We start from the raw sequence: 12,048 nt of genomic DNA on the forward strand, positions 1-12,048 counted from the left end.
TGGCCGGCCGGCGCCTCTTACCCGTGACGGACCAGTCACGGGGAGTGGGGAATCGGATGGACCACTGGGTGGTGGTGCTGCTCGGCGCGCAGGTGGCCGGGCTGACCGGGGCGGGACTGCGGGTGCGGTGGCAGGCCGTGCGGGGACGCCGGCGGGCACGGGTGACCTTGAGCCTGACGGTCGGGTGGGCGCTCGCGGGTGGTGAGCGGTGAGCGGGGCGGAGTCCGCCGAGGCGCCGGTCGGCGGCGCCGAACAGGTCGACGTTCCCGGCCAGGCCGGACGCGCCCGCGCGGGGCACGAGCCGGCGTTCACCGACTTCTACCGGGCCACGACACCGCCGCTGGTCGCGTTCCTGGTGGTGCGGGGCGCGCGGTTGGCCGACGCGGCCGACGTGGCGCAGGAGACGATGGCCGCGGCCTACCGGCGCTGGCACGACCTGGACAACCCGCGGGCGTGGGCGTTCCGGGTGGCGTCACGGGCGCTGGTCCGGCGGCTGGCGTCGGCCCGGGAGGAGCCGGTCGCCGAACCTCCCGAACCGTCACCGCTGCTGCGGCCGACCGCGATCGAGAACTGGGAGCGGCACCACGACGTCGCCCGCGCGGTGACGCGGCTGCCGCAGCGGCAGCGGCAGGTGATGGCGTGGACGCTGGCGGGCAGCACGCCCGCCGAGATCGCCGCCGAACTCGGCCTGAGGGCCGACACCGTGCGGTCCACGCTGCTCAAGGCCCGCCGCGCGCTGATCAGGGACCTGCACGGCAACGGAGGTGACCGGTGAACCCGTTCGAGGAGCACGAACTCGACCAGCGGCTGACCGCGCTGGCGGGCGAGGTCGGGGCCGTCCTCGACCTCGACGCCGGGCTCGCCGCGATCCTGCCCGCCGCACCGCGCCCGGCGGCCGTGAGCGCCGCGCGACGTGATCGGGCGGGGACGACCTTGCGCGGGTTCGCGGACCGGTTCGCCGCACGGCCGCCGCACGAGCGCGTCGTCGCCCGGACCTGGCTCCCCCGCCGGGAACTGGCCGCCGCGCGGTCGTTCACCCGGCTCAGGGCCGCGGTGCTGGACCACGACCGCGACCTCGCCCGTGCCCGCGACGTGGCGCTCACCGAGCGGATCGAGCACCGGCTGCGCGGGCACCTCTCGCCCCGCGACCTCGTCGCGCTCCGGGCCGACCTGCGGGACCGGGCCCGCGAGCTGGGCCGTGACCTGGACGACGTCCTCGACCGGGCGGTGCTGCCCGCGCTCGACCTCGGCTTCGGGCTCGACCTCGGGCAGGCCCGTGCCGCGGCCGACGACCTGGCCCGCGCGCGGGCCCTGACCACCACCGCGGACCACGCGCTGGTCCTCGCGGTGACCACCGTCGCGGACCACGCTCGCGGCCGGACGACGACTCGTGCCCGGGAACGGCTGCACGTCCTGCTCGCCGACCTCGACCTGCCGGTGCCGGGACACGACGTGGGCCCGCTGCTCCGGCGGCTGAACACCGTGCGCGCGGCGGCTCAGAACGTGGTGCTCGCCCGGGACCGGGACACGGCCGAGCTGCTCGCGGTGGTGCTCGACCAGGCCCGCGACCTGGCCCTCGACCAGGCACGGGAACGGGTCGAGGGCTCCGCCGACACGTCGGCGCGGGCGCTGGCCGACGCGCTCGCCACCGGGCCGCACGACGACGTGGCCGACGCCGTGGACCGCATCACCGACGCCGTCACGGACGTGGTCGACGCCGACCTCGCGCACGTGCCCCTCGACGGGATCCCGCTGGAGGGCCTGCGCTGGTCCGAGCGCACCCGGTGGCACCAGGCGTGGCAGGACCGCGTCCGGCGCGGCTCGGTCGAGCTGCGGCCCGGCCTCTACGAGGTCCAGGCCGACACCGCCGACGCCGGGGCGGTCACTTGACGCCGGCCGCGTCCATGCCGCGCAGCTCCTTCTTCAGGTCCTGGATCTCGTCGCGCAGCCGGGCGGCCAGCTCGAACTGCAGCTCACGGGCCGCGTTCATCATCTGGTCGGTCAGCTGCTGGACGAGGTCGGCCAGCTCGGAGCGGGCCATGGCGGTGGTGTCGCGGTCCGCCAGGACGCCCGAGCTCGCACGGCCGCCCGCACCCGGGTCCCCGGTCGGCTTCTTGCCGCGCGAGGTGTTGCGGCCGGAGCCGCCGGGGGCGATGGCGTCCTCGGCCTCGGCGTAGACCTGCTCCAGGATGTCGGTGATCTTCTTGCGCAGCGGCTGCGGGTCCAGGCCGCGTTCCTCGTTGTAGGCGACCTGCTTGGCCCGCCTGCGGTTGGTCTCGTCGATGGCGTGCCGCATCGAGTCGGTGATCCGGTCCGCGTACATGTGGACCTCGCCGGACACGTTGCGGGCCGCGCGGCCGATCGTCTGGATCAGGCTGGTGCCCGACCGCAGGAAGCCCTCCTTGTCCGCGTCCAGGATCGCGACCAGGGAGACCTCGGGCAGGTCGAGGCCCTCGCGGAGCAGGTTGATGCCGATCAGCACGTCGTACTCGCCCAGGCGCAGCTGGCGGAGCAGCTCGACCCGGCGCAGCGTGTCGACCTCCGAGTGCAGGTAGCGGACCCGGATGCCGAGTTCGAGCAGGTAGTCGGTCAGGTCCTCGGCCATCTTCTTGGTCAGCGTGGTGACCAGGACCCGCTCGTCCTTCTCCGCCCGCACCCGGATCTCGTGCACCAGGTCGTCGATCTGGCCCTCGGTCGGCTTGACCACGACCTCCGGGTCGACCAGGCCGGTCGGGCGGATGACCTGCTCGACGAACTCGCCGCCGGTCTGGCCCATCTCGTACGGGCCGGGCGTGGCCGACAGGTAGACGGTCTGGCCGATCCGGTCGGCGAACTCCTCCCACGTCAGCGGGCGGTTGTCCAGGGCGCTGGGCAGGCGGAACCCGTGGTCCACCAGGTTGCGCTTGCGCGACGCGTCGCCCTCGTACATGCCGCCGATCTGCGGCACCGTCACGTGCGACTCGTCGATGACCAGCAGGAAGTCGTCCGGGAAGTAGTCGATCAGGGTGGCGGGCGCGGTGCCCGGACCGCGGTCGTCGATGTGGCGCGAGTAGTTCTCGATGCCGTTGCAGAAGCCGACCTGGCGCATCATCTCGATGTCGTACGACGTGCGCATGCGCAGCCGCTGGGCCTCCAGGAGCTTGCCCTGCCGCTCCAGCGCGGCCAGCCGGTCGGCCAGCTCCGCCTCGATGTTGCGGATCGCCTTCTCCATCCGCTCCGGACCCGCCACGTAGTGGGTGGCCGGGAAGATGCGCAGCTCGTCGACCTCCTTGACCACGTCACCGGTCAGGGGGTGCAGGTAGTAGAGCTTGTCGATCTCGTCACCGAAGAACTCGACCCGCAGCGCCAGCTCCTCGTACGCCGGGATGATCTCCACCGTGTCGCCGCGCACGCGGAACGTGCCGCGGTTGAACGCGATGTCGTTGCGCGTGTACTGGACGTCGACCAGGGCGCGCAGCAGCAGGTCGCGCTCGACCTCGGCGCCCACCTCCAGCTTGATCGACCGGTCCAGGTACGACTGCGGCGTGCCGAGGCCGTAGATGCACGACACGGACGCGACCACGATCACGTCACGCCTGGTGAGCAGGCTCATCGTGGCCGAGTGGCGCAGCCGCTCGACGTCCTCGTTGATCGAGGAGTCCTTCTCGATGTAGGTGTCGGTCTGCGGGATGTACGCCTCGGGCTGGTAGTAGTCGTAGTAGCTGACGAAGTACTCCACCGCGTTGTCCGGGAAGAACCCCTTCAGCTCGTTCGCCAGCTGCGCGGCCAGCGTCTTGTTCGGCGCCATCACCAGCGTGGGCCGCTGCACCTTCTCCACCAGCCACGCCGTGGTGGCCGACTTGCCGGTGCCGGTCGCGCCGAGCAGCACGACGTCCTTCTCCCCGCCGCGGACGCGCCGTTCGAGCTCCGCGATCGCCGCGGGCTGGTCGCCCGCCGGCTGGTAGTCGCTGACCACGCGGAACTTCCCGTCGGTGCGGGGGATGTCACCGACGGGACGATGCGACGAGTGCGCCTTGACCGGGATCTCGGTTGGGAAAGCCACGGGTACGACGGTACGCCGGGGGTACGACAAATTCCGATCCGGCCCAGGTCAGGGGCGAGAGATCAGCAGTTGCAGTCGCAGCCGCAGCAGTCGCAGTTGCAGTCGCAGTTCGGGCCGCAGTCGCAGTTGCACCACGCCTCGCGCGGCTTGCCGCTGAACGGGCCGGGGTACGGGTCGCGACAGCAGTACTGGCAGGTGCCGCACTGGTAGAGCACGGCCAGGCAGCCCAGGAACGCGCCGCGGGTCACCGGCGGCTGCTTCAACTTGGGCCAGCACCACAGGCCGCTGCCGGGAGGGGGCGGCTCGTTGCCGCGCCGGCCCTTCTTGCCGCCCTTGGGCGGGTCCGGCGGACCGACGTGGCCGGGTGCAGACGGCGGCGGTACCGGGCCGGGAGGCGGCACGGTGCCGTGGAAGCCGGGTTGGCCGTGCGGTTGGGCGGGCGGCGGGTACATGCCCGGCGCGGGTTGCCAGCCGGGCGGCGGGGGTGGCGTGTGCGAGTGGGGCGCGTGCGTGTGGGGGTCGCCGAACGCGCGGCGGATCGACTCCTGGACCTCGTGCACCAGGAGCACGTGGACGAGGCGGTCGTCGGCGAACTCGACTTCCTCCATCGCGAGCTTGATGCCCAGGGCGGCGTCCTGGCACAGCCGCCGGGCCTCGTCGAGCGTCGTGCCGGTGGCGACGAGCGGGTTCCAGGCGCCGGAAGCGCGGTCGGCGTCCAGGTCCTCCACGGCGTCCAGCAGGTGCGCCAGGCGGCCGAACAGCCGTCCCACCTCGCGCAGCGGTCCGGCGTTCGCCGGACGACCGGCCAGCACGGCGGTCTGCGCCACGGCCTCGCCCGCGGCCGTCTCGGTCGGCTCGGTCACCGCCAGCACCGACGAGCCGAGGCCCGCCGAGGCCTCCACCGCCGACTGCCGCCGCACGGCGTCCACCAGCACCGCGGTGTCGAAGCCCAGGTCGAGGCCCGTTTCCGAGGCCTGGGCCGCCCACCGCCGCGCCACCTGCCTGCCCACGCCGCGCATCGGCGCCCGCGCGAACACGCCGTCACCGTCGGACACGTGGTCGCCGACCTTCGCCGACGCCAGCACCAGGGACACCGAGGCGGCCAGGCGCGCGCCCGTGCCCACGGCGACGTCCGCGGACTGCATGCCACGCAACGCGCACGGCCCGGCGGTGCGCCGCGACCGGCCCACCTGCGCCTCGACCAGCGCGGAGATGACCAGGCCGTCATAGTTGGTGACCACGCGGGCGAGGTGGCCGTGGTCGTCGCGCAGCGCCAGGCACAGCCCGCACAGGTGGGCGAGCCACGATTCACGCAGTTCAGGGCCCAGGCGGTTGCGGCAGGGGCGGATGATGCCGAACATGGCCGGAAGAGTAGGCGATCATCCTGCTTTCGGGTGACGCAAAGGAGACTTTTGCCGGTGTCGCCGCACATCCACCCGCCGAAGATCGAGTACTTCGACCTCGACGCGAAGAGCAACACCGATCCCAAGGGCCACCTGCGCGGGGTCGAGGAGTACCGGCTGACCCGGCACGGCCTCTACATGTTCCGCCCGGTGCCCGGCCACCCGCACCTGTCGCACTTCGAGTCGTGGCTGCTGCCCGCGCACGGCCTGCGCGTCACCCGGCAGTCCTGGCACCCGGGCCACGAGCGCGACTACGACCTGTACGTGGACGTGGTCGAGATCAGTTCGAGCGGCTCGGTGTGGAAGACCGTCGACCTGTACCTGGACCTGGTGGTGCGCACGGGCCGCAGCGTGACCGTGCTGGACACCGACGAGCTGCTGACCGCGCTCGACCACGGGCTCATCCAGGCCGACCGGGCGCAGTGGGCCCTGGAGACGACCTACCGCGCCGTCGCGGGCATCGCCGCCCACGGGCACGACGCGGTGCGCTGGCTCGCGGCCCAGGGAACGATCACCACCTGGCGTCGGCGGTAATACAGAGGGTCACACTTGCAGGTCAACCGCCATCCGTGTCCGTCACCTGATAGAGACCGCTTCCAACACAGACCGTGATGTAACGAATCAAACCTGATAGTTACCAAGGACACATCTGCGTCTACCCTCGGGTCGCGTGGGAGCGGTCATCACACCTCAGCTCGTCGACGTGGTCGACACCGTCAGCGCAGTTCGCAGCTACTCCAGCGGCATGTCGCGGCACCTGTCCACGTGTCGGGTGGAGCCGTGGGGACTGCGGCTGGAGTGCCCGACGCCGGAGGACCCGTTCTCCGATTCGGAGGTCACCTGGTTGATGCCCTCGCTCGGACTCCGGCTCACCCACCAGCGACCCCGGTCCAGGCACGCGCGCAGCGGACCCAGCGTGCTCAGCGCGGTCCGCGTGCAGCGCGACGGCCGCGCGTGGCGCACCACCGACCTGCTGCTCGGCCTGGCCGTGCCGGGTGGCACGACCGCGCGGATCGTGCGCTGCGAGGAGTTCGCCGCCGCGGTCGCCGGACGTGTCCTCGGGCCGGGTGACGCCGACCAGGCGCTGCGCATCGTGCACCGCACCCTGGAAGAGGTCAGCCTGCACCGGCACGACCTCGGCTCGTGGCTGACCCACCGGGGCATCTACGACGCCTGGCCGTCCCTGTAGAAGGCGTCCACGCGCGCGGTCGCCGTTTCCATCCACGGCTCTTTCGCGTCGCCGTAGGCGAACCCCTCCGCGTCACCCCTGTGCTTCTCCGACAGCTCCAACTTCATCGCCGCGTACTCGTCCCGCGCCGCCGCGTCCGCCCGCAGCCAGTCTCGGAACCGGATCGCCCAGTTCCAGGCCGGCCCGCCCTCCACCCGGACGTGCAGGTTGACCCGCCGTCCCGGGTCCGCGCCCGCGTGCAGCCGCTTGAGCCAGTTCTCCTGCGTGTCGTCCTCGTACCGCACGGCGTCCTCGGCAACGCCCCGGCCCGGGAAGCCCGCCTGCGTCAACGCCTCCTCCAGCTCGGCGGCCTCGTCCAGCGACTCCACGCCCAGCTGGAAGTCCAGCACGTCCTTCGCGGCGAGACCGGGCACGGCCGTGGAGCCGATGTGCTCGACCGTGCGGCCACCGGCGGCGAGCCGGATCCGGGCGGCGACCCGGGTCGCCTGCACGGGCCACGTCTCGTCGTACGGCACCACGATCGGCGGACCGGCGGCGTAGCGGCGCAACCGGATGTTCGACTCGTACCGCACCAGCCGGTCCGCCCACAGCGCGTCCACCTGCGCCAACACCAGGTCGGGCGTGCCGGAGTTGTCCAGCCACACGTCGGCCACGGCCCGGCGGCGCTCGTCGTCGGCCTGCGCGGCGATGCGCCGGCGCGCGTCCTCCTCGGCCACGCCGCGGTCGCGCAGCCGGACCAGGCGCTCGTCCAGGTCCGCGTGCACGATCACCACCAGGTGGTACAGCGGCGCCATGTCCTTCTCCACCAGCAACGGGACGTCGTGCACGACGATCGCGTCCTCGGGCGCGGCGGCGATCAGCTCGCCCGTGCGGGCCGCGATCCGCGGGTGCGTGATGCCGTTGAGCGTGGCCAGGGCCTGCTCGTCGCCGAACACCTTCGCCGCGAGCGCGGGCCGGTTGAGCGCGCCGTCCGGGCCGAGGACCTCCGCACCGAACGCCGCCACCACCTCCCGCAACCCGTCGGTGCCGGGTTCGACCACCTCACGGGCCAGCCGGTCGGCGTCGATCACCACCGCGCCGTGCTCGGCGAGCCTGCCCGCCACCGTCGACTTGCCCGAACCGATGCCCCCGGAGAGCCCCACTCGCAACATGGCGTCCAGCCTGCCATGCGAACGATCTTCAGGCTCCTTCGACAGGCGTCATCGCCTGCTGGGCCAGCGCCGCCAGGAAACCGGCGATCGCGTCGTCCGGCAGCACGCCGAGCTTCGCCCGGGCCACGAACGTGGTCTTGCCCAGCGAACCCATGACGAGCCGCTCGTCCTTCGTGCTGACGAACTGGCCCTTCTTCTTGCCCACGTCGACCTCGCGGACCGTCGCGCCTTCCTGGCGTTCGGCGGTCACGCTCTCCTCGACCCGGGCGGCGGCGGTGGGCGCGTCGGTGTAGGCGGCCAGGCCGATGATGACCGGCGCGGCGGCGATGGGCTTGCGCTCGGGCACGGCGTAGTAGCAGTCGATCTTCCCGGTGCGGCCCAGCGACGGCTCCGGGATGCCGATGATGGTCTTCAGCTCACCGGGCAGCTCGCGGCCGAGCTTCTGGTGGAACAGCTCGACCGGGACGACCAGCTCGCAGTCGTCCGGGATCGGGCGATCCACCATCTGCGGCACCCGGCTGATCGTGGTGGGCGGCAGGATCGTCGGGATCTGCGGCTGGGCGACGGGCTGCGGCTGCACGGCGGCGCAACCCGCGCACACCAGCACCACCATCGCCGCCAACACCGTCGCCCGCATGCTCATAGCATTCTCAACTTAGCGCACGGCCACCCCAACTCACCCCCGAAGGAGTGAACGACGATCGCCCCCCGCCCGAAGTGGGCGAGGGGCGACCGGTGTCGTTCAGTCAGCCAGCGAGGATCCGCCGACCGGTGCTGCTCAGGCGCCGCCCGACAGCTTCTCGCGCAGCGCGGCCAGCTGCTCGTCGCTGGCCAGCGTGCCACCGGCCTGAGCCGGGGCGCCCGTGCTGGACGACGACGCGGCGGCCGGGGCCTCGCCACCGGACGAGTAGTTCGTCTCGCCCGCGGCCTCTTCCTCGGCGGCAGCGGCCTTGGCGACCTGCTTCATGTGGGCCTCGTAGCGCGTGTGGGCCTCGGCGTACTGCCGCTCCCACTCCTCGCGCTGCTTGTCGAAGCCTTCCTGCCACTCCTGGGTCTCCGGGTCGAAGCCCTCGGGGTAGATGTAGTTGCCCTGGTCGTCGTACTCGGCGGCCATGCCGTACTGGGTCGGGTCGAACTCGGAGTCGACCGTGAAGCCCTCGTTGGCCTGCTTGAGCGACAGCGAGATGCGGCGGCGGTCCAGGTCGATGTCGATGACCTTGACCATGACGTCGTCGCCGACCTGCACGACCTGCTCCGGGATCTCGACGTGGCGCTCGGCCAGCTCGGAGATGTGGACCAGGCCCTCGATGCCCTCGTCCACCCGGACGAACGCGCCGAACGGGACCAGCTTGGTGACCTTGCCCGGCACGATCTGGCCGATCGCGTGGGTGCGGGCGAACTGGCGCCACGGGTCTTCCTGCGTCGCCTTGAGCGACAGCGACACGCGCTCGCGCTCCATGTCGACGTCCAGGACCTCGACCGTGACCTCCTGGCCGACCTCGACGACCTCGGACGGGTGGTCGATGTGCTTCCAGGACAGCTCCGAGACGTGCACCAGGCCGTCCACGCCACCCAGGTCCACGAAGGCACCGAAGTTGACGATGGAGGACACGACGCCCTTGCGGACCTGGCCCTTCTGCAGCTGGTTGAGGAACTCGCTGCGGACCTCGGACTGGGTCTGCTCCAGCCACGCGCGGCGGGACAGGACCACGTTGTTGCGGTTCTTGTCCAGCTCGATGATCTTGGCTTCGAGCTCGCGGCCGACGTACGGCTGCAGGTCGCGGACGCGACGCATCTCGACGAGGGAGGCGGGCAGGAAGCCGCGCAGGCCGATGTCCAGGATGAGGCCGCCCTTGACGACCTCGATGACCGTGCCCTTGACGGGCTCGTCCTTCTCCTTGAGGGCCTCGATGGTGCCCCAGGCGCGCTCGTACTGGGCGCGCTTCTTGGAGAGGATCAGCCGACCTTCCTTGTCCTCCTTCTGGAGAACAAGAGCCTCGACCTCGTCACCGACCTTGACGACCTCGTTCGGGTCGACGTCGTGCTTGATCGACAACTCGCGCGAGGGGATGACGCCCTCGGTCTTGTAGCCGATGTCGAGCAGGACCTCGTCCCGGTCGACCTTGACGATGGTGCCCTCGACGATATCGCCATCGTTGAAGTACTTGATCGTCTTGTCGATGGCGGCGAGGAAGTCCTCCTCCGTCCCGATATCGTTGATAGCGACCTGCTTCGGCGCAGCGGCAACCGGGACAGTGGTGGTGTCGGTGGACATTAGGTAGGTGGCTCCGGTACGGATTGGGGTTTGTGGCCTGCGGGTTCAACGCTTGCGCGACAGGGCCCGCCCCACCGAGAAGACCGACTCACCAGGTGATCACCGATCAGGACAGCGCGAACCCACTACGCGGGCGATATCGTACGCGGCTTCGAGCCCGCCGGGCAAACCGGCACCCTTGAATGGAGCAGTGTGTCCGACCAGCACGCGAGCGCCGAACTGGCGCTCGGCACCACCGGCATCGCCAAGCGGGGCGTGGACGCGGCCGAGTCGCGCGCGGCCAACCGCATGTGGTGGGACGCCGACGCCGACGACTACCACGCCGAGCACGGCGACTTCCTGGGCGCGGCGGACTTCGTGTGGTGCCCCGAGGGCGTCCGCGAGCAAGACGCCGGATACCTCGGTGACCTGCGCGGACGCCGGGTCCTGGAGGTCGGCTGCGGTTCGGCTCCGTGCGCCAGGTGGCTGGCGTCGCGCGGCGCGCACGCGGTGGCGTTCGACATCTCGGCCGGGATGCTGCGGCACGCGGCGGCGGCGAACGCGGCGACCGGGGTGGCCGTGCCGCTGGTGCAGGCCAGCGCCGACCAGCTGCCGTTCGCGTCGGGCAGCTTCGACGCGGCCTGCTCGGCGTTCGGCGCGGTGCCGTTCGTGGCGGACGTGGGCGAGGTCTTCCAGGAGGTGGCGCGGGTGCTGCGGCCGGGTGCGCCGTGGGTGTTCTCGGTCACTCACCCGATCCGGTGGATTTTCCCTGACGACCCGGGACCGGGTGGGCTGACCGTGACGCAGTCGTACTTCGACCGCACGCCGTACGTCGAGGTGGACGACACCGGTCGGGCGACGTACGTGGAGCACCACCGGACCACCGGGGACTACGTGCGGGCGCTCGTCGGCGCGGGCCTGGAGCTGCTGGACGTGGTGGAACCGGAGTGGCCCGCCGGCCACACCCGCACGTGGGGGCAGTGGAGCCCGCTGCGCGGCCGGCTGTTCCCCGGCACGGCGATCTTCCGCACCCGGAAGAGGCCGTAACCTGCCGGACATGACCGTCGGTCAAGGGCTGATGGAGGCGCAGAGCGCGCGCTTCGCGAGCGTCGACCCGCTGCTGCCGGCGGTGGTCGCGCCGCCGGACGGCGACGTCATCACGGCGGCGCTGCCGGACGGCACGAGGGTCGCGGGCGTGTTGCAGCGCCAGGTGCACGACCTGCGCTCGCCCGCCCGGCTCTGGTCGGCCACCGAGGTGTGGGAGCTGACGCCGCTGCTGGGCAGCGCGGGCGCGGCGGGCATGGACGCGCTGCTGCGCGCCTGGCGCAAGCGGCTCGACCTGCTCGGACCGGCCGATCGCGACTCGGCGTGCGTGCTGACCTGGCCGAGCCGGGACGCCGAGTCGACCAGGGCGCTGCTGGACCACGGCCTGGTGCCGCTGACCGTGATCGCGGTGCGGCAGGCCCCTCCCCCGCCGGTGACGGGTGCCGCGACGGTCCGCCGCGCCACGCCCGCGGACCTGGAGACGGTGCTGGCCCTGGCGCTGGCCGAGCTGCGCTACTCGTCCATGGTGGGCTCGACGGTGCACCGGCCGGACGCGGCGGCGCTGAAGCGGCGGACGCTGGCCGACCGGCTGACCGCGGGCGGTCCGGCGTGGCTGGCCGAGCGGGACGGCATCGCGGTGGCGCTGGCCGAGTGCGCGGTGGTGACCTCGGAGCCGGGCAACTGGACGGCGACCAGGCTGCCGCCGGGCCGCTGGGGTTACGTGAACTGCGTGTCCGTGCTGCCGGGCGCGCGGGGTACCGGGGTCGGCCGCCAGTTGATGGCGCACGCGCACCAGGAGTTGCACCGGCTGGGCACGGTCGGCACCTACCTGTACTACAACCCGCCGAACCCGCTGTCCTCGGTGTTCTGGCCGCGGCAGGGCTATCGTCCATTGTGGACGATGTGGGAGGTGCGCCCCGCGGGCGCGTTGCGCTAGGTGTCACACCGCGTCGAGTTGCGCGGCA

12 protein-coding genes are annotated in these 12,048 nt (G+C 72.1%); 7 read left to right on the forward strand and 5 right to left on the reverse strand.

Annotated features, from left to right (window positions below; all coding sequences use genetic code 11):
• Window positions 1-56 precede the first annotated feature (56 nt).
• Genes B0I31_RS40255 through B0I31_RS00080 form a run of 3 tightly spaced genes read left to right on the forward strand, consistent with a single transcriptional unit; the run spans window position 57 to window position 1,890 of the window.
• The gene (locus tag B0I31_RS40255; RefSeq protein WP_181319915.1) at window positions 57-212 is read left to right on the forward strand and encodes a hypothetical protein; all 156 of its coding nucleotides are present in this window, start codon (window positions 57-59) and stop codon (window positions 210-212) included.
• Complete coding sequence (locus B0I31_RS00075; protein ID WP_106613247.1) at window positions 209-775, forward strand: RNA polymerase sigma factor; 567 nt, start codon at window positions 209-211, stop codon at window positions 773-775. Before B0I31_RS40255 ends, B0I31_RS00075 begins: the two co-directional genes overlap by 4 nt.
• Window positions 772-1,890, forward strand: coding sequence for a hypothetical protein (locus tag B0I31_RS00080; protein ID WP_106613248.1), 1,119 nt, complete (start codon window positions 772-774; stop codon window positions 1,888-1,890). The genes B0I31_RS00075 and B0I31_RS00080 overlap by 4 nt, the downstream gene beginning before the upstream one ends.
• On the opposite strand, the gene uvrB is transcribed toward B0I31_RS00080, so the two are convergent.
• A complete protein-coding gene (gene uvrB, locus B0I31_RS00085) occupies window positions 1,883-4,042 on the reverse strand; it encodes an excinuclease ABC subunit UvrB (RefSeq protein WP_106613249.1) in 2,160 nt (719 codons plus the stop codon). The genes B0I31_RS00080 and uvrB overlap by 8 nt on opposite strands.
• A gap of 62 nt (window positions 4,043-4,104) precedes the next feature.
• Window positions 4,105-5,403: a DUF5685 family protein gene (locus tag B0I31_RS00090; RefSeq protein ID WP_106613250.1), complete on the reverse strand. Its 1,299-nt coding sequence runs from the start codon at window positions 5,401-5,403 to the stop codon at window positions 4,105-4,107.
• A 57-nt stretch (window positions 5,404-5,460) separates the two neighbouring features.
• Between B0I31_RS00090 and B0I31_RS00095 the strand changes: the two genes are divergently transcribed.
• Together B0I31_RS00095 and B0I31_RS00100 are read left to right on the forward strand one after the other, a co-directional pair.
• On the forward strand, window positions 5,461-5,979 hold the full coding sequence (locus B0I31_RS00095) for a ribonuclease FAU-1 family protein (RefSeq protein ID WP_106613251.1): 519 nt from the start codon (window positions 5,461-5,463) through the stop codon (window positions 5,977-5,979).
• Between the two features lie 136 nt (window positions 5,980-6,115).
• Window positions 6,116-6,634 (forward strand): ribonuclease FAU-1 family protein, encoded by a 519-nt coding sequence (locus B0I31_RS00100; protein WP_106613252.1) that lies wholly within the window; start codon window positions 6,116-6,118, stop codon window positions 6,632-6,634.
• Here the strand turns inward: B0I31_RS00100 and coaE are convergent.
• The 3 genes from coaE to rpsA form a co-directional block, all read right to left on the reverse strand.
• Window positions 6,610-7,785 (reverse strand): dephospho-CoA kinase, encoded by a 1,176-nt coding sequence (gene coaE, locus B0I31_RS00105; protein ID WP_106613253.1) that lies wholly within the window; start codon window positions 7,783-7,785, stop codon window positions 6,610-6,612. The genes B0I31_RS00100 and coaE overlap by 25 nt on opposite strands.
• 28 nt (window positions 7,786-7,813) lie before the next feature.
• Complete coding sequence (locus B0I31_RS00110; protein WP_245949552.1) at window positions 7,814-8,422, reverse strand: hypothetical protein; 609 nt, start codon at window positions 8,420-8,422, stop codon at window positions 7,814-7,816.
• Window positions 8,423-8,563: 141 nt separating this feature from the next.
• On the reverse strand, window positions 8,564-10,060 hold the full coding sequence (rpsA, locus tag B0I31_RS00115; protein ID WP_073888692.1) for a 30S ribosomal protein S1: 1,497 nt from the start codon (window positions 10,058-10,060) through the stop codon (window positions 8,564-8,566).
• A 192-nt stretch (window positions 10,061-10,252) separates the two neighbouring features.
• Between rpsA and B0I31_RS00120 the strand changes: the two genes are divergently transcribed.
• Both B0I31_RS00120 and B0I31_RS00125 read left to right on the forward strand, forming a co-directional pair.
• Entirely contained in the window at window positions 10,253-11,086 is an 834-nt protein-coding gene (locus B0I31_RS00120) for a class I SAM-dependent methyltransferase (RefSeq protein ID WP_106613255.1), read from the forward strand.
• A 10-nt stretch (window positions 11,087-11,096) separates the two neighbouring features.
• Window positions 11,097-12,020, forward strand: coding sequence for a GNAT family N-acetyltransferase (locus B0I31_RS00125; protein ID WP_106613256.1), 924 nt, complete (start codon window positions 11,097-11,099; stop codon window positions 12,018-12,020).
• The last annotated feature ends 28 nt before the right edge of the window (window positions 12,021-12,048 follow it).

This window comes from Saccharothrix carnea (assembly GCF_003014735.1).
In the GTDB taxonomy this organism is placed as follows: domain Bacteria; phylum Actinomycetota; class Actinomycetes; order Mycobacteriales; family Pseudonocardiaceae; genus Actinosynnema; species Actinosynnema carneum.